Raw genomic sequence first — 17412 nt, 5'->3', positions numbered from 1 at the left:
GCAATAACATACACATATTCATCATTAAACATAATAAGATGGCGCTGTTAGCATACCTGCATTACATAAAAAACAGACATCTCTGAGGTATTTATGACATACGCAGCTCGTTATCAACAAAAAAACAAAGCGCTGAGCGCTCTAAGTGTCGCTGGCGTGGCGTTGACACTTGGACTTGCTGGCTGTAGCAACAGTGAGCAGGCAGATACAACTGCCAATGCTGATGGCACAGCCACGAGTGCAGAAGGTCAGAATATTGAGCTGTTGAACGTCTCTTATGATGTGGCGCGTGATTTTTATAAAGACTACAACCCGCTGTTCGTTGAGCACTATAAAGCTGAGAACCCAAACGACACTATCCTAATTAAGCAGTCACATGGTGGCTCAAGTAAGCAAGCACTGTCAGTTGCCAATGGTCTACAAGCGGATGTTGCGACGATGAACCAAGGCTCAGACATTGAATTGCTTGAGAAAAAAGGGTTGGTTGAGTCAGATTGGGAAAGCAAGTTCCCAGATAATGCTGTGCCATTTACCAGCACCATCGTATTTTTGGTGCGTAAAGACAATCCAAAAGGCATCAACGATTGGGAAGATTTGACCAAAGATGGCCTTGAGATTGTGATGGCTAATCCGAAAGTCACTGGTAACGGTCGCTATGCATTCTTAGGGGCTTATGGTTATGGTTTACACGCCTTTAATAACGAAGAAGCACCAGCGAAAAAATACGTAAAAGATATGCTTAAAAACGTAAAAGTTTATGAGAATGGCGGACGTGCAGCGACAACGACTTTCGTTCAGCGCGGTATTGGTGATGTACTCGTCACCTTTGAAAACGAAGCCAACCTTGCCGCCACTGATTTTGGTGCGGGTAAAGTTGACATCGTTTATCCTAAATACTCTATCAAATCAGAAAGCCCTGTTGCGATCGTTAAGTCGGTGACGGACAAGAAAGGCACGACTAATGCAGCAAAAGCCTATCTTGATTACTTATGGAGCGAGCCTGCTCAGCAATTGGCTGCTGACCTTTACTTACGTCCTAGCGTAAAAAGCGTTCTTGATAAAAATGGTGACAAATTACCACCGGTTGAAACTTTCCGTCCAAACGATGCGTTTGGGTCATGGGATGAAATTATGAGCACTTACTTTAGTGATGGCGGCGTATTCGATCAGTTAGCAATTAATGCCCCTCAGTAGCCAGTCTGCTATGTTTTAAACGTACTGTCGTTACCAGCTCAGCAATTCTAAAGTAACGTCCAATCATATAAAGGACATGGCACCCGCGCTGTGTCCTTTATACCATAAGCGTACTAATAATAAATTTGATAAAACGTGGTCTTTACGATAAGTACCATCAGATAGGCAATAGGACATTACTATGAGTGCACCACTATCTTCTGCCAACAAACCCCTGCGAAACAAAGGGTGGCTGAACCGTTTGCGTCAGCGCAATGTGCTGCCAGGGTTTGGTCTGAGCATGGGCATCACCGTCTTTAGCTTATCGTTACTGGTGGTACTGCCGTTTGCTATGATGGCTTATACCACAACGCAAATGGGCTGGACCGGCTTTTGGGAAACCATTACCCAGCCGCAAGTGACCGCTGCTATAAAATTAAGCTTGTGGATGTCGTTCTTAGCGATGCTCACCAATATGGTGTTTGGTACGCTGGTCGCTTGGGTACTGGTGCGTTATGAGTTTTGGGGTAAGTCCCTAATCAATGCTTTGGTTGATTTGCCTTTTGCACTACCAACCGCCGTCACCGGTATCTCTCTTGCCACTCTTTACGCGCCTAATGGTCTGATTGGTCAATGGTTCGATAAATTCGATATTCAGGTGGCTTTTACGCCTATCGGTATTTGGCTCGCCTTAGTAGTGGTCAGCTTTCCGTTTATTGTTCGTGCGGTACAGCCCGTATTGGCCGAGCTATCGGTTGAGTTTGAAGAGGCATCTGCGGTATTAGGTGCGAATCGCTTTACCACTTTTCGCAAGGTTATTTTGCCAGAGCTGTTACCCGCTTTACTTATGGGTGCGGGCATGATGTTTGCTCGTGCGACTGGCGAGTATGGCTCGGTGATTTTTATCGCTGGTAACATTCCGATGCAGTCTGAGATTTTACCGCTCATTATTATCAGTAAACTTGAGCAGTTTGATATTCAGGGTGCCTCCGCCGTGGCGTTATTTATGCTGCTGATCTCATTTGTGATTTTATTGACCATCAACATCGTACAGTGGAAACTGTCGCGCCGTGTAGGAGCTCGCTAAGATGCAGATATCCAATAGTTACGATTATCAAAGTAATCCAGCGACTAAAGACAGCCCATGGATTAGACGTACCTTTATCGCGATTGCTGTTTTATTCATGGTTATCATGTTGGTGGTGCCATTATTTGCGGTGTTCTACGAAGCCTTTAAAGGTGGCTGGCAGTTGTATATCGCCTCACTGGTCGATCCAGAAGCCTTGCAAGCCATTAAGCTGACGTTAATTACCGCTGCTATCGTGTTACCCATTAATATGGTGATGGGTATTGCGATTGCATGGTTGGTCACGCGTTATCAGTTTAAAGGTAAGCAGCTGGTCACAACCTTGCTTGATTTGCCATTTTCGGTGTCACCAGTGGTAGCCGGTTTGATGTTTGTCTTGTTATTCGGCCTTAACTCTACCGTTGGTGGCTGGCTTGAGAGCATGGGCTTTCAAGTGATTTATGCGGTGCCAGGGATTGTGTTGGCAACGCTATTTGTGACCTTTCCCTTTGTAGCCCGTGAGCTGATACCGCTGATGCAGACACAAGGCGATAGTGAAGAGCAGGCCGCGCTTACTTTGGGTGCTACCGGTTGGCAGACTTTTTGGCATGTAACCTTGCCCAATATCAAATGGGCATTGCTCTATGGTTTGATTTTAACCAATGCTCGAGCAATGGGTGAATTTGGTGCCGTGAGCGTGGTCTCGGGCCATATTCGCGGTGAGACCAATACCATGCCGCTCTTGGTTGAGATTGCTTACAATGATTATAATTTTACCGCGGCTTTTGCCTTATCAAGTTTACTTGCTGCGCTTGCTCTCGTGACGCTGCTGATACAACAAGTCATGACCAAAGTACAAGAGCGTAAATTTGCCAAATCTGAACGGCTGGCAAGTGCCCCTGAGCTGCCAGTGAGTGCCAATGCCACCGTAGTAAAGAACGAAGATAACAGCCTATAAATGGTTCAAGTAGCTGTTAATAGTTCGCTACTTATATTTAGCTACTAATAAAACAGCAATCGAAGACAATCTGCTACGATAAGACAAAAGATATAATAAGAGACACTATTATGAGCATCGAAATTAGGAACGTTAATAAAAGTTTTGGCAATTTTACTGCCTTAGATAATATTAATATCACTGTGCCTACTGGTAAATTGACGACCTTATTAGGCCCCTCTGGTTGCGGTAAGACGACACTGTTACGTATCATTGCTGGGCTTGAATATGCGGATTCGGGGCAGATATTGTTTGATGATTTGGACGTTACCAACACGCCGGTTCAAAAACGCCATATCGGCTTTATGTTTCAGCACTATGCCTTGTTTCGCCACAAAAATATCGCTGATAATATCGCCTTTGGCTTAACGCTGTTGCCAAAGAACGAACGCCCAAGCAAAGCTGATATCAATAAGCGGGTGGCAGAGCTGCTAGAATTAGTACAGTTACCGCAGATTGCCAATGCTTATCCGCATCAATTATCTGGCGGTCAGCGCCAACGTATTGCACTGGCACGAGCACTGGCGGTAAAACCAAAGTTATTACTACTGGATGAGCCGTTTGGCGCACTTGATGCCAAGGTGCGTAAAGAGTTGCGTACCTGGCTAAAAGACATTCATCATGATCTTGGTATTACCAGTATCATGGTGACCCATGATCAAGAAGAGGCGCGCGCAATATCTGATGAGATTGTGGTGATGAATCATGGTCATGTCGAGCAGGTAGGTACTTCAGAGGAGCTGATACACCATCCAGCTAACGCTTTTGTCAGCGACTTTTTAGATTTAGTATAATCAGACTTCTTTAAGTCATATAGTCAGTGCAAAGTAATATCGATACATCACGCACTGCTGATATCAATTTTTCTTGCTTGCTGTACCTATGCAGACAGAGGCGACAAAAAATTAATATCATCAGTATCGTAGCGTTTTTGGGGTATTTTGACTATATCTCATCGCATTTCACCCATGTTTAAGACAACCAGTCTGTGCAGTTGCTGTCATTTGTAAATAAAAAAAGACCTAAATTATTAGGTCTTTTTTTATGGATTAAGCTATTTATAAGTGTCAACTTTAGAGGTAGAGCAATGACCAAACCCGCAGATAGTAACGCTTAATGAATAGCTTCTAATTACCTACTATCCTAATCGATTACCATCTAAGCACTTATTAGTAGTAACTACTTAATAGTAACTACGCAAGTTAATAGTAACTACGCAAGTTTTTGCATATCACCGTCTAAGTCTCCAAGTGAGGTTTGCTCATAAGTGATGTCTAAGATATCTTGGCACCAGTCAGGCAGGTCATCTGCTACTTCATACCACATCCACGTACCGTCGCGAACACAGCTTAAAATACCCAGTTTTTTCAAATGGTTTAAATGGCGAGAGATGGTTGGCTGCGGTTGATCCAGTATTTCTACCAATGCGCCTACACAGAGTGCCTCTTTTTTGAATAAAATTTGGAAGATTTTTAAGCGTGTCGGATCAGATAAAACTTTAAACAATTCGATAGGTTGTATCGTAAAATTATTATCAGACATAGGGTAATCCCAAGAGAGCTTTTATTAATAGGATGTCAATATAACAGCAGTTATCAATAAAATCGATTAAAAAGTGAGCAAAATTACACTTCATCGTCAATTTAATACCGTTAAAAATGTTCGGTTACATGTTTGTGTGTATGCAGTTACATGAATTGAGCTTTTATCAAGATTCAATAGCAGTAGATTTATGACGGACAGATAGGTCAATGCTATTGCAAATGGTAATAATTATCGTTATTATAACGACCAACAAGATAAAGTATTGAACATCAAGCAACCTATATCGTTCAAAACATATCTCTTCATTTTTAAGTACCTCAGCAAAGCATATAGTAACCATCGTAGGAGCAAGCACATGTACGTATGTATCTGTAACGACGTAAAAGAAAAGCAAATCAAAGCCGCTATTGCTGCTGGCATCGATACCCTTGACGGTCTAAAAGATACCCTTGATGTTGCGACGTGCTGTGGCTGCTGCGAACCTATGGTCAACGATTATCTTGATGAACACCATGCTAGATTAGATGTCCTAGCTTATGCCGTTTAACGATTGTTGGATAAGCACCGTTTACGCTTGCGCATGACAACTAATCCTACCTTCGAACAACCACCTCTTCTATTATCGCGGCTTACTCTTTATAGCTCAATTAGCTGTTATAAAGGGTAGGGCAATTATCATGCTTATATCCCGCACTGAACTTTCTCTATATTGCTCAAATATCTATTGAGCGTATTCAAAAAAGCTGGCTAATTATGATTCTCAATTAGCATCGTATTCTTAGTTAATAACGTTACAAGTCATACAGCGTCTATATGCTACTATATCTATCTTGATTTAGAAGATTTTTTGTTGTTTTCAATTTGACCGTGCAGGTTACTGATAATGCTATCAATACAGGTATTATTACTATTACTGTAATCTGAAAGACGAATAAATATAGGAGTGCGTGTGATGATAGGTAGCCCAAAAGTTATTGAGTATTTAAATTTTCTATTAGGTGGCGAGCTTGCAGCTCGTGACCAGTATTTCATTCACTCAGAGATGTATGCGGAATGGCATTACGGCAAATTATACGACCGTATCAATCATGAGATGCAAGATGAAACCTTACACGCACAGGCTATCATTCGCCGTATTCTAATGCTCGGCGGCACGCCAAAGATGAAAGTCAACGATATCAATGTTGGTAGCACTGTTCCTGAAATGCTGCAGCTTGACCTTGATCTAGAGTATGAAGTGCAACAGCATCTAAAAGACGGTATTGCGCTGTGTGAAGAACAACATGATTACGTCACTCGCGAGATGTTGGTTGTGCAGCTAAAAGACACTGAAGAAGATCATGCGCATTGGCTTGAGCAGCAGTTGCGTCTTATCGATATGATTGGTCTACCAAATTACCTACAAAGTCAAATGGCTGAGGTATCTCCTCATCTTGTTTAATAGCTATCGATAGCGTTACACGACATTTAATTTACTAGGTAATGATAAAGGGAGAGATATTATGAAAGGGGATAAAGACGTTATCCGTGCACTCAATAAAGTGCTTGGTCAATCACTAATCGCTATTAACCAGTATTTTTTGCACGCACGGATTGCTCGGCATTGGGGTCTCGAAGCGCTGAATGACTCGCTATACCATCAATCAATTGCTGAGATGAAATGGTCAGACGATTTAATCGAGCGTATCTTGTTACTTGATGGTTTACCGAACTTGCAAGAACTGGGTAAAGTGCTGGTGGGTGAAGATGTGCCAGAGATTATTGATTGCAATTTGCGTTTAGAAAAACAGAAATTCGACATTCTTACCGATGCGATTACTCTGTGCGAGACACATCGTGATTATGTATCTCGTCAGCTATTGGTGAAGCTCAAAGATGGCAATGAAGAGTATCAAGACTGGCTAGAGACACAAGAAGACTTGATCGAAAGCATTGGTGTAGAACGCTACATCCAATCACAGATGGATGATGACAAAGCGCCTTAGTTCTTCGTCGATTAAGTCCTTCATCGATTAAAAAGCCAGTAGGCGTTTGATATTATTCAAACCTCTACTGGCTTTTTTGTGTCTGGTATTTATGAGCATGTTTATGACATCATTTGTCTTCAGCTTTTAAATGAGGACACGCCCTAATACAAACCACGGCCATCTTCAGGTTTAAGACGTAAGAAATACAGTCCTGAGAGAATCGTTAGTATTCCCAATATCCAATACGTCGTCTGAAACGCAGCCAAGGTATCAAGCTCAAACCGCTCACGTAGTAGATTCAGTAGCGCAGCCCCAAAGGCAATACCAAAGCTAATCGCGAGCTGCTGATTAACGGCCATCAAGCTGTTACCGCTACTGGTTTGTACGCCTTCCAAATCACCAATGGTAATGGTGTTCATTGCGCTAAACTGCATAGAGTTACAAGCACCCATTACGGTTAAAATAGGGATGAACCAAAGCCACTGTGAGGCATCATTAAACTGCGCCAACATAATGATGAGTGTACCCATAAAAAATGTATTGTAGACCAATACCGTGCGATAGCTATAACGCTGAATAATTTTACTCACCCAAGGCTTGATACCAATCGCCCCAACCGCGATAGGCGCTAGTAGCCAACCTGCCTGCGACGGTGAGTACTCAAACACCACTTGTAATAGTAACGGTAGTAGAAACGGCACGGCACTAATGCCTAAGCGCGTAAATAAGTTACCCGTAATCCCAATCTTAAAGGTACGAATGTCAAATAGGGTCAAGGGGAATAGCGGTGCTTGACGGCGTTTGGCATGCCAGATATAAGCACCTATCAGCAGGCTTGCACCCAAACCACAGAACAATCCATAAAGCTCTCGCCCTGCCTGTGAGCCAAACTCTACCGCCAGCGTAAACCCACAAGCTGCAGTGGCAAACAATAAAAACCCTGTCCAATCTAAATGCTTAGTATCTTCAAATAAAGCCGGTACCAGTTTTTTGCCCATAATAAAACCAAAAATACCCATCGGTATATTGATCAAAAATATCCACTGCCAGCTGGCATATTGCACGATATAACCGCCGAGTACTGGCCCTACCAAGGGTGCTACCAATGCTGGAATCACCGCAAAGTTCATCACGGTCAATAGCTTATTGCGAGGATATGACTTGACCAATATCAACCTAGCAACAGGTGTCATCATCGCACCGCCAATACCTTGTATCACACGTGAACCAATTAAAAAGTCTAGGGTTGGTGACGCCGCGCACAGCAATGAACCAATACAGAAGATGATGATCGCGGATAAAAACACCCGACGTGTGCCATATTTGTCCGCTAAAAACCCACTGATTGGAATAAAAACAGCCAAGGTTAACGCATAGCTAATCACAGCCCATTGCATTTTAAGTGGTGACTCACCCAGTGCTTGTGCCATTTGTGGTAGCGAGGTATTCAAAATGGTGGCGTCTAAAATTTGCATAAACAGCGCCACCGCCAGCACATAGGGTAGGTATTTATTTTGTGTGGAGGTTAGCGTTACCATACTGACATCACCATATCTTAAGGCTAGGGTATTCAAAGAGCGTGCTCGTGAGCCACTACCTTTATCTCTAAAGACCGTTAAATTGTGCGTAGTATAGGAACAATGACAGAGTAGTTAAAGGTGAGCAAAGTAACCAAAGGACTTTTTATCTTAAAAACCACTACATTAATTACACGACAGGACTTTAATAGGTTGAGAGATAGCCGTTATAGTAGAGCACACATTCAGTCAGTCTCATATAAATTGGATACATGAATTAAATAATTTGTTAGGTTCTCTCAGTCTACTGTTCACAGTGCTTTTGCCTGCTGTTTTATCCAAATTATCTTGAACGGGCTATTTTTAGTAAAATTATATTTTGTGACACAATAACAAATAGGATCTCTGATGAGTAATGATAACAATCAATCAACGACCAATAATAATGTAAAAGAAGCGACTTATACGCCACCTAAGGTATGGACACAAGATAAAGAAAGTGGCGGTAAATTTTCTAGTATCAATCGCCCAACGGCTGGCGCGCGTCATGAAAAAGAGCTGCCAGTCGGCGAGGCACCATTACAGCTCTATTCACTAAATACGCCAAATGGTGTCAAGGTTAACATCTTATTAGAAGAGCTGGCCGAGCTTGGTGTGGAGGGCGCTGAATATGACGCCTATAAAATTGACATCTCAGAAGGCGATCAATTTGGTTCAGGCTTTGTGGCGGTAAATCCTAACTCAAAGATTCCAGCCTTGGTCGATCATTCTGCCGATACCGCTGGCGAGCCTATTGCGCTTTTTGAGTCCGGTGCCATCTTAATGTACTTGGCAGAAAAGTTTGGTCAGTTCATACCTGTAGCCGCTGGTAAAGCGAGAGCAGACTGCCTCTCTTGGCTAATGTGGCAAATGGGTAGTGCGCCTTTCTTAGGCGGTGGTTTTGGTCATTTCTATGCTTATGCGCCAGAGCCGATGGAATACCCCATCAATCGCTATGCCATGGAGACCAAGCGCCAGCTCGACGTACTCGATAAACATCTAAAAGACAGCACATACATGTGCGGCAATGACGAGGCAGACTATAATATTGCAGACATCATTATTTGGGCATGGTATGGACAATTGGTTTTGGGTAAGCTTTATGAAGCCGCTGAATTCTTGCAGGTCGATGATTATAAAAATGTACAGCGCTGGGCGAAGCAAATAGCTGAGCGTCCTGCGGTAAAACGGGCAGTCGATCTGTCACTAAAACCAATGGCTTAAGTAATTAAGCATCATAAGTCTTCATTAGAAAAATAAAAATAATGAGACTGTCAAACAAGGCTGGTAGGCAATTTGCTTATCAGCTTTATTTTTTTAACATATTGATAGTGCTATCTTTATATATCGATATATTAAATTAGCAGTATACTTGTATATTTACATAATGGTACATTAGTACAACAGATAGAAACATTGATACGTTAAGATAACAGGTCGCCGTCTTAAAGGACGTGTGTTTATAATTCTTCTATTGATGAGTAATTATTATGAAGAAGCATAAAGTTCTAAGTGCACCATTATTGTTAACTGATCACAATGCCAGTTACTATATCAATATTCATAAAAAATTTAATGCAAAAAATGTGACTCATTCTTCAAATAAAGCTAAAACAACAACAAAAATAAGCCTATTAATGTCAAAAAACAAAATTTTATTACCCATACTGACGGCACTGACTATCACATCATTTAGCTCTATGAGCCACGCTCATGCTGCCGCCGTTGAATTTACCAACCAAGATTGGCAGGTTGCTTGTGATAATACCCGTACTTGCCGGCTGGCAGGATACCAAGCAGAAAACAATAGCCAGTTGCCCGTCTCGGTATTGCTGGTGCGCCGTGCGGGGGCCAATGCCACCGTAGACGGTCAAGTTAAGTTTGGCGGTGCTAAAGAAAGCGCTGCGAAAGCCTTGATGCAACTGGGTAATCGCCATCGCATTTCTTTGGTTATCGACGGCAAAGACTTGGGTGAAACCAAACCTTTCTCCGCAGCAGCAGGCAATGCTGAGCTGACCTCGTCACAGGTGACCGCACTGCTAGATGCTTTGACTAAATCAAGCAAAATCGAGCTGGTACTACGTAACTCACGTTGGCAGTTGTCTGATAAAGGAGCTAGCGCTGTCATGCTCAAGGCAGATGAGGCACAGGGCCGCCTAGGCACATCGAGTGCCTTTATCCGTAGCGATGATGCTAAAAAGCCCAATAGTAGTGTCTTGCCACCTAAGCCTGCACCGTCACTCCGTTTTGTAGCACCCAACCCTGCTGCTATATCTAGCAGCAACAAAAAATTTGTGATGAAATCCTCGCAGTTGTCAACAATGATGAAAACTACCATGCGAGATGCCGATAGTGACTGCCCAAATTTGTTCGATGAAACCTCATGGCGTGTCAGCCGTTTGAACAATACGCAGTTATTAGCACAACACGAATGCTGGGTAGGGGCTTATAATGCAGGTATAGGCGTCTGGGTGATAAATGACAATAAACCTTATAAGCCGACCTTGGTTACCACCAATGCAACCGATTACGACAAAGGTAAAATCACGTCGGTACAAAAAGGTCGCGGGATTGGTGACTGCTTATCCAAAGCCGACTGGATGTGGACAGGTAAAGCTTTTGAAAAAAGTCATGAGAGCACTACGGGGCTGTGCCGTATGGTCGAAGCAGGCGGGGCATGGCAAATGCCAACTTATGTGACAGAAGTAAAAATTCTACGCTAGAACATTCGACGTTCATTTTAGTGACCAATCATTTACTTAAAGGCTGAGGCATGTCTTGATTAAATAAATGATTGGTTATTAAGAAGATAGCGCTTATTTTGATAGTAAATGGAAAAATAGATACAGATAGTGTTTGTACTGTGCTATACTGCGTCGCCACGTTAGCATTGACTAGCGTGAATTATGAGATTGATAACATCGCCTGCGATTTTGGGTCTAGGATGACCATAAGTAATTGTTGCCGATGATTTTGTGTACTTAAATAACCTTTTAAAAAATATCAGTTATTTTTGACTCATATCTTATCTACTGGCCCATATAAATATGGTCTAGATTGGTTGTTGTTTGCCTTTATCTGCTTTGGACAAAGCATCGATAATGCGCTGATATCAGGCAAGGATAAGACACTCGGCACTACCACCAAAATACGTCAGACAGCACGAACGCATTTATTGAAGAAGTAGAGCTTTATTAGCTTGGCTTCTGATTATCGACATTTTCATATTGCTCGGTAGTTTTTTAATAAAAGCAGCGTGGTGAACGGTTATCAGTGGTATGCATCAAGTTTGCTGAATTTACAGCAGCTTATACTTACCAAGGATTCTCATGACTGACATCTTATCTGCAATCGCCGCTGAAAATGGCATTATCGAAGACACCACTCAAAACACAACTACTAATGAAGCAGCTTCTACTGACGCTGACGCTTCTGACGAAAATCAAGTTACTTTTACTGACCTCGGTATTGCCAAGCCAATTTTGACCGCGCTTGATCGCAGTGGTTATACAAACCCAACACCTATTCAAGCACAAGCCATTCCTTTTGCTCTAGCGGGTCGTGACCTTCTTCTATCAGCGCAAACCGGTAGTGGTAAAACGGCAGCTTTCGTTATCCCTGTACTTGATCGTTTAAGCCGCGCCACTAGCTTTGACAAACTAACCAAAGCCCTTATCCTAACGCCAACGCGTGAACTTGCTCAGCAAGTACATGACAGCGTGCGTACATATTCTAAAGATATGCGCGGTTTGTTCTGTGTGCCATTAGTAGGCGGCGCACCGTACAACGGTCAGATTACTGCTTTGAAAAAAGGCGTACAAGTTATCGTTGCGACCCCTGGTCGTTTACTTGACCATATCAATGCCGGTCGCGTTGACTTGTCTAACCTAGAAGTATTGGTACTTGATGAAGCTGACCGCATGCTAGACATGGGTTTTGCTGATGACATCAGTGATATCCTTCGTGCTGCACCAACGGATCGTCAAACAATCATGTGTTCAGCAACTTGGGATGGCCCAGTAGGTAAAATCGCTGCCAGCTTCACTAAGAACCCTGAGCGCGTATCAATCAAAGTAGAATCTGCACATATCGAAGAAAAAGTGTACTACTGTGATGATTTTGATCATAAAAACCGTTTGCTTGACAAAATCGTTTGCCAGCAAGATATGGAACAGATCATTATCTTTGCTGCTACCAAACGTAGCACTGAAAAACTGGCCAAACAGCTACAAGAAGCGGGTCATAAAGCAAGCTTCCTACATGGCGATTTGCCACAAAGCAAGCGTAACCGTATCGTTCAAGACTTGCGTAATGGCAAAATTAAAATCCTAGTAGCGACTGACGTTGCTGCTCGTGGTCTAGATATCCCAGCTATCTCGCACGTTATTAACTATGACTTGCCACGTCAGACTGAAGATTACGTCCATCGTATCGGTCGTTGTGGTCGTGCTGGTCGTACTGGTATCGCTATCAGCTTGTGTAGCATGGATGATCGTCCACAGCTAAACGCGATCAACCGTTATTTAGATCGCAAAATGGAAGTATGTATCATCGAAGGCATGGAGCCTAAGAAGACTTATGTACCTAGCGAAAACAAAGGCAATGGTCGTGGCCGTGGTCGTGGTCGTTCAAACGGCGGTGGCGGTAATGGTCAAGGCCGTGGTCGCTCAAGCGGTGGCTATCAAGGTAATCCTGCTAATGCTCGCGGTCGCTCAAGTGACAGCGCTCCAACCGGTCAACGCGCAAGCAATGACAGCGGTTATCAAGGCAAGCCACGTGATTCATCTGGTAAGCCAAATGAGCGTTCAGGTGGCAAGCCGTATCAAGGCAAGCGCACTGGTGCTCCTAGCCGTGGTGATAGCACTGGCGTTCCACGCGGCGAGCGTGCTGCAACGGGTCGTGGTCGTCCAAGTGGCAGCCAAGGTCGCCCAGCTGGTCGTGCTGACAGCCGTGGTCAAGGTCGTTCAAGCGGCGGTAACCGTAGTAACAACTCGTAATACCGTTGTATTTGATGATTAATAAAGGTTATTAATAAAATAGTCCTTACTTAATCGGATAAAATAGCGTCAAAAAGCCAGATACTTGTTATCTGGCTTTTTTGTGCGCAGTGGTTTTATATGTATCCGATTAGGGCGTGTTCTCATATCAATCCAGTATTCTCCAAATGGGCTAACAATGAGGACACGCTCTAGGGCGTGTCTTCATTTCAAAAATGGTGATAAAAATGAGATAAATTGCCGTCAAACAAGAAAAATAGTGCAGATAATATCGGGATATTAACCAGCTATTTGACGATGTTTGGCAAGATTTAGCCATTTTCAGCCTATTCAGATGACTATCGAGTGAATTGAAGACACGCCCTAGTACTGATGAGCTGCCAAAACGAACAAATATATCTTCGTAGTCAATCGTTGCTTGCACCTGTTTTTCGCCTTATCTATACTGACTCACTTTTGCTAGCTGTAACTCTTGGAGTACCTTGATGCCTGATATTTCTCATTTAGCCATTGATAGCTTGCCGTTAGCCTTTGGTATCATCATGGCTGTTATCGGATTGGTGTTCTATACTCAAGGTTTGCCCGGTAAGTTTTGGCAGCGCTTTTATGCAGTATTGCCGGGTATCGTACTGTGCTGCTTTATACCAGCCACACTAAACAGTTTGGGTGTGTTCGCTGACGGTATTGGCTCACAGATTTATGGTTTCACTGCTACTTATTTGCTGCCAGCAAGTTTGCTATTGATGACCCTATCAATGGATGTACCAAAGATATTGGGGTTGGGCTGGAAAGCGATTGCGATGTTCTTCGCTGCCAGTATTGCCATTGTCATCAGTGGCCCGATTAGCTTGGGTATCGCTAAGTGGGTGTCGCCGAGTATGTTTACCGACGATACTCTTTGGCGCGGCTTTTCAGCAGTGGCGGGCAGTTGGATCGGTGGTGCCGCCAACCAAGCGGCGATGAAAGAGCTGTTTGGGGTCAGTGATGATTTGTTTGGCATGATGATTTTGGTCGATACGACCAATGCATCATTGTGGTTATTGGCGATATTAATCATGGCAAAGCATAGCGATAAGATAGATCGCCTATTGAGAGCGGATACCAGCAGTATCGATAAAGTGATTAAAGCGGTTGAAAGCTACGAACGTGATCATACGCGTCCAGCGACTTTAAATGATTTGATGGTGATGTTTGGCTTATGCTTTGCGATGGTTGGGGTGGCACATTTCATAGGTGGTCAGATTGCAGAGTTTTTTGCACCTTATAGCTGGGCAGTACAATACAGCTTTGCCAGCTCGTTCTTTTGGATGGTGGTGATTATCACTTTAATAGGAGTGGTTTTTTCCTTCACCAAAATACGTCGGCTTGATCATGTGGGCGCCTCCAAAATCGGTACCGTATTTATCTTTGTATTAATCGCCGCGATCGGTATGCAAATCAATCTAGCAGGTATTGTCTCGCAGTGGCGATTACTACTCATTGGTCTATTGTGGATGAGTATTCACGTCGTCATCATCTTTGCGGTCGCTAGAGTCATTCGTGCGCCATTTTTCTTTTTGGCAGTTGGCTCTAACGCAAATACTGGCGGTGCTTCTTCTGCACCAATTGTGGCAACAGCCTTTCATCCATCATTGGCACCAGTTGGCGTGTTTTTAGGTATTTTGGGTTATGCGGTGGGCACGTTTGGTGGTTATATCAGTACGCAGCTAATGCGATTGGTGGTGACATAACCTTATAATTTGAAAAAATAGTTATAAAAAAAGCAGCATAAGGTCGATTTATGCTGCTTTTTCTACGTCTGTCGGTTGATCCTCACCATTCATTTAAAACAGTTTTTGCCCTTCATATACCTATCCCCAATAACCATCAGGACATTTAGGCAATTCAATCAAAATACGACGTAGCTCCTCTGACCATTGATGGCGAATGCTGTTGAAATACTCATCATTCTCATCAATACGTCGGCCAGTGGGCATGGTCAGGCTGTCATTGTCATATAGTATAAAATCAATTGGCATGCCTACTGATAAGTTTGATTGAATGGTTGAATCAAATGATAGCATCAACGCGCGGGCTGCATGTCTTACGTCTGTATTGTAGCTGACAGAACGATCTAGAATGGGTTTGCCATATTTGCTTTCACCTAACTGAAAAAACGGTGTGTCTTCAGTGGCTTTGATACAATTGCCTGCAGGATAAATCATGTATAACTCAGGCGGCTGGCCTTTTATTTGACCACCCAGCATAAAAGAGCTGGTAAAGGCGCCATCGACACTAGAATTAGCAACTTTTTTTGCATGGTTCATTTTTTCACGCATGCATTCACCAACCATTTGCGCAGCATCAAATAAAGTCGGGACCGTATTGAGATTACTCTCAAGACGCTGGTCAATATCGTTTTGCAGCTTGTTAAACACCGCCTGCGATGTCGCTAAGCTGCCAGCTGTCTGTAATACTATAAAGCGCTCGCCCTCAACGCCATATTGATAGAGTTTCCTAAAGGTTGAGATATGATCAACCCCAGCATTGGTACGTGTGTCGCTAGCAAAAACCATCCCTTCTTTCAGGCGAATAGCGGCACAATAAGTCATAACTGATCCTTAGTAGAATAGGCTTAAAAATAGCCTATGATAATCTCGAAACCAATACTTGACTGTAAAGGTTTTCATAACCGCCGCCCATTCTAACACCGCGGACAGGAGCTGTATCTAAATAGTCTCGACCAATGGCGACGTAGACGTGAGAACTTGGTTGAAACAGCTGATTTGAGATATCAAAGGTGTACCAGTAACCGTCCAGCCATACTTCTGCCCACGCATGACTGGCCATATGGTTTTCGGTATCGTCGTATAGATAGCCTGACACATAGCGGGCTGGGATATGCTGATCCCGTAAGCAGCCTAAAAACACATGGGTGTGATCTTGGCAAACGCCAGCGCCTGTCGCAAAAGACTCAGTCGCTGTCGTACCTACATGAGTCACATCTTTCACAAACGGCATCTTCATGATAAGGGCATTGGCCATCGACTTTAGGCTGTCATGCGTGGGGTTTTTTAGATAGGGCGCTGAAAACTCACGCATCTCTTGTGAGCATTTGGTCAATGGCGTTTGTACAGTAAAGAGCAGATAGGGGACATGTGCCATATCCTCTAACCGTTTGGTCTCTGTGTCAATCTCCACGATACCTGACGCTTGCATCTGCAAGTTATTATGTGCCTCATTACGGCTAAGGGTGAGCCAGTCATTGCCAAAGCCGTCTTTTTGATTGGTCGCCACTTTAGGCAGCATGACCTCCCATTTGTGAATAATTTGGTGCGGCATCTGCATGGGGGTCATGCGTATATACTGGACACTGCGCTGTGCAAGCTCGCCGTAATAATAGTTGGTTTGATGGCTGATTTGAAGTTTCATGATAGCTTCCTATTTTTCTGTTTATTTCATATGTATGGTCAATCCCATATAAATCGGATATGGCGTCAGGCGAGCTTAGTCTACTATTGGTAGTACTGTTACTCGCCTTGCTATTATCCAAATTATCTGGAATCGACTGTATCATTAGCGCCTGTAATCATCTTGCGACTAGACACCTTGACGCAAGATGATATTAAACTCTTTGCTAATCAGCTGAAAATCACTAAATTTCTTCGATCTAATCATCTGATTGGCCAGACGTGTCAGCTCACGCCAGCGCGTGTTTTCAGGCAGCTCATTGATCCAGTACTTAAACTCAAGACTGACTTCTATTGAGTCCTCTTCCAGTAGCACAGCCCGCTCTAGCTGCTCAAAATGACGCCCTAATTGCCAGAAGCAGGTCACCGTTGGATGCTCTTGTTTCATAGCTGCGTTACATGCATGTAGCTGCAAGGTTGCAGCCCGATAAGTACCAGCACTTGAAAGCCGCTTAATCAAATTATATAACTCAGCCGTGTCTTTACCAATGACGCCTTTGGCCTCTTGCACATTGTCATCTATCGATTGAACGATGTTCGGTATGATATTTCGTTCCAGATCAGACAGCATCTGCGCTTTCATGGTCTTAAACGATTCATCCGCATCCGCGTCAAAACCTAAATGGCTGATTAAATGCTTCAGCTGTGATTTTTTGAGATCG

The 17412-nt window shown here is 43.4% G+C and carries 15 protein-coding genes; 11 read left to right on the top strand and 4 right to left on the bottom strand.

Annotated elements, in window-relative coordinates:
- Positions 1-93 precede the first annotated feature (93 nt).
- The 4 genes from ACMFL8_RS07625 (at position 94) to ACMFL8_RS07610 (ending at position 4030) form a co-directional block, all read left to right on the top strand.
- Entirely contained in the window at positions 94-1194 is a 1101-nt protein-coding gene (locus tag ACMFL8_RS07625; protein ID WP_194618539.1) for a sulfate ABC transporter substrate-binding protein, read from the top strand.
- Between the two features lie 181 nt (positions 1195-1375).
- Entirely contained in the window at positions 1376-2260 is an 885-nt protein-coding gene (gene cysT, locus ACMFL8_RS07620; protein WP_189581940.1) for a sulfate ABC transporter permease subunit CysT, read from the top strand.
- Position 2261: 1 nt separating this feature from the next.
- Positions 2262-3197, top strand: coding sequence for a sulfate ABC transporter permease subunit CysW (gene cysW, locus ACMFL8_RS07615; RefSeq protein ID WP_413190595.1), 936 nt, complete (start codon positions 2262-2264; stop codon positions 3195-3197).
- A gap of 110 nt (positions 3198-3307) precedes the next feature.
- Positions 3308-4030, top strand: coding sequence for a sulfate/molybdate ABC transporter ATP-binding protein (locus ACMFL8_RS07610; protein ID WP_010198021.1), 723 nt, complete (start codon positions 3308-3310; stop codon positions 4028-4030).
- 418 nt (positions 4031-4448) lie between these two features.
- Here ACMFL8_RS07610 and ACMFL8_RS07605 read toward each other — a convergent pair whose 3' ends face one another.
- Complete coding sequence (locus tag ACMFL8_RS07605; protein ID WP_194618537.1) at positions 4449-4778, bottom strand: ArsR/SmtB family transcription factor; 330 nt, start codon at positions 4776-4778, stop codon at positions 4449-4451.
- Positions 4779-5136: 358 nt separating this feature from the next.
- Between ACMFL8_RS07605 and ACMFL8_RS07600 the strand changes: the two genes are divergently transcribed.
- From ACMFL8_RS07600 to bfr (ACMFL8_RS07590), 3 genes are all read left to right on the top strand, one after another.
- The gene (locus ACMFL8_RS07600) at positions 5137-5328 is read left to right on the top strand and encodes a bacterioferritin-associated ferredoxin (protein WP_010198018.1); all 192 of its coding nucleotides are present in this window, start codon (positions 5137-5139) and stop codon (positions 5326-5328) included.
- Positions 5329-5733: 405 nt separating this feature from the next.
- Positions 5734-6222, top strand: coding sequence for a bacterioferritin (bfr, locus tag ACMFL8_RS07595; protein ID WP_010198016.1), 489 nt, complete (start codon positions 5734-5736; stop codon positions 6220-6222).
- Positions 6223-6283: 61 nt separating this feature from the next.
- The gene (gene bfr, locus ACMFL8_RS07590) at positions 6284-6766 is read left to right on the top strand and encodes a bacterioferritin (protein WP_194618535.1); all 483 of its coding nucleotides are present in this window, start codon (positions 6284-6286) and stop codon (positions 6764-6766) included.
- A 143-nt stretch (positions 6767-6909) separates the two neighbouring features.
- Here bfr (ACMFL8_RS07590) and ACMFL8_RS07585 read toward each other — a convergent pair whose 3' ends face one another.
- Positions 6910-8286, bottom strand: a complete 1377-nt coding sequence (locus ACMFL8_RS07585; protein ID WP_413190594.1) for a DHA2 family efflux MFS transporter permease subunit — start codon at positions 8284-8286, stop codon at positions 6910-6912.
- Positions 8287-8673: 387 nt separating this feature from the next.
- Between ACMFL8_RS07585 and yghU the strand changes: the two genes are divergently transcribed.
- From yghU to ACMFL8_RS07565, 4 genes are all read left to right on the top strand, one after another.
- Positions 8674-9528, top strand: a complete 855-nt coding sequence (yghU, locus tag ACMFL8_RS07580; protein ID WP_413190593.1) for a glutathione-dependent disulfide-bond oxidoreductase — start codon at positions 8674-8676, stop codon at positions 9526-9528.
- Between the two features lie 413 nt (positions 9529-9941).
- Positions 9942-11027, top strand: a complete 1086-nt coding sequence (locus ACMFL8_RS07575; RefSeq protein ID WP_413190592.1) for a DUF1176 domain-containing protein — start codon at positions 9942-9944, stop codon at positions 11025-11027.
- Positions 11028-11633: 606 nt separating this feature from the next.
- A complete protein-coding gene (locus tag ACMFL8_RS07570) occupies positions 11634-13301 on the top strand; it encodes a DEAD/DEAH box helicase (protein WP_413190591.1) in 1668 nt (555 codons plus the stop codon).
- Between the two features lie 485 nt (positions 13302-13786).
- Complete coding sequence (locus tag ACMFL8_RS07565) at positions 13787-15031, top strand: DUF819 domain-containing protein (RefSeq protein ID WP_201590655.1); 1245 nt, start codon at positions 13787-13789, stop codon at positions 15029-15031.
- A gap of 120 nt (positions 15032-15151) precedes the next feature.
- On the opposite strand, the gene ACMFL8_RS07560 is transcribed toward ACMFL8_RS07565, so the two are convergent.
- Together ACMFL8_RS07560 and ACMFL8_RS07555 are read right to left on the bottom strand one after the other, a co-directional pair.
- On the bottom strand, positions 15152-15892 hold the full coding sequence (locus tag ACMFL8_RS07560) for a peptidase (protein WP_413190590.1): 741 nt from the start codon (positions 15890-15892) through the stop codon (positions 15152-15154).
- Between the two features lie 34 nt (positions 15893-15926).
- The gene (locus ACMFL8_RS07555; RefSeq protein ID WP_189581966.1) at positions 15927-16712 is read right to left on the bottom strand and encodes a transglutaminase family protein; all 786 of its coding nucleotides are present in this window, start codon (positions 16710-16712) and stop codon (positions 15927-15929) included.
- Between the last annotated feature and the right edge of the window lie 700 nt (positions 16713-17412).

Source organism: Psychrobacter sp. AT9 (genome assembly GCF_047272965.1).
Taxonomy (GTDB): domain Bacteria; phylum Pseudomonadota; class Gammaproteobacteria; order Pseudomonadales; family Moraxellaceae; genus Psychrobacter; species Psychrobacter glaciei.
Note: the sequence above shows the minus strand (reverse complement) of the source record. Positions and strands in the feature narration are given on the sequence as shown.

What these genes read in the sequence shown, in the direction of transcription:
- ACMFL8_RS07565 (WP_201590655.1), top strand. Translation starts at nt 13,787, where the DNA reads ATGCCTGATATTTCTCATTTAGCCATTGATAGCTTGCCGTTAGCCTTT.
- ACMFL8_RS07555 (WP_189581966.1), bottom strand. Translation starts at nt 16,712, where the DNA reads ATGAAACTTCAAATCAGCCATCAAACCAACTATTATTACGGCGAGCTT.
- bfr (WP_010198016.1), top strand. Translation starts at nt 5,734, where the DNA reads ATGATAGGTAGCCCAAAAGTTATTGAGTATTTAAATTTTCTATTAGGT.
- ACMFL8_RS07600 (WP_010198018.1), top strand. Translation starts at nt 5,137, where the DNA reads ATGTACGTATGTATCTGTAACGACGTAAAAGAAAAGCAAATCAAAGCC.
- ACMFL8_RS07570 (WP_413190591.1), top strand. Translation starts at nt 11,634, where the DNA reads ATGACTGACATCTTATCTGCAATCGCCGCTGAAAATGGCATTATCGAA.
- yghU (WP_413190593.1), top strand. Translation starts at nt 8,674, where the DNA reads ATGAGTAATGATAACAATCAATCAACGACCAATAATAATGTAAAAGAA.
- ACMFL8_RS07585 (WP_413190594.1), bottom strand. Translation starts at nt 8,286, where the DNA reads ATGGTAACGCTAACCTCCACACAAAATAAATACCTACCCTATGTGCTG.
- cysW (WP_413190595.1), top strand. Translation starts at nt 2,262, where the DNA reads ATGCAGATATCCAATAGTTACGATTATCAAAGTAATCCAGCGACTAAA.
- ACMFL8_RS07575 (WP_413190592.1), top strand. Translation starts at nt 9,942, where the DNA reads ATGTCAAAAAACAAAATTTTATTACCCATACTGACGGCACTGACTATC.
- ACMFL8_RS07560 (WP_413190590.1), bottom strand. Translation starts at nt 15,892, where the DNA reads ATGACTTATTGTGCCGCTATTCGCCTGAAAGAAGGGATGGTTTTTGCT.
- ACMFL8_RS07605 (WP_194618537.1), bottom strand. Translation starts at nt 4,778, where the DNA reads ATGTCTGATAATAATTTTACGATACAACCTATCGAATTGTTTAAAGTT.
- cysT (WP_189581940.1), top strand. Translation starts at nt 1,376, where the DNA reads ATGAGTGCACCACTATCTTCTGCCAACAAACCCCTGCGAAACAAAGGG.
- ACMFL8_RS07610 (WP_010198021.1), top strand. Translation starts at nt 3,308, where the DNA reads ATGAGCATCGAAATTAGGAACGTTAATAAAAGTTTTGGCAATTTTACT.
- ACMFL8_RS07625 (WP_194618539.1), top strand. Translation starts at nt 94, where the DNA reads ATGACATACGCAGCTCGTTATCAACAAAAAAACAAAGCGCTGAGCGCT.
- bfr (WP_194618535.1), top strand. Translation starts at nt 6,284, where the DNA reads ATGAAAGGGGATAAAGACGTTATCCGTGCACTCAATAAAGTGCTTGGT.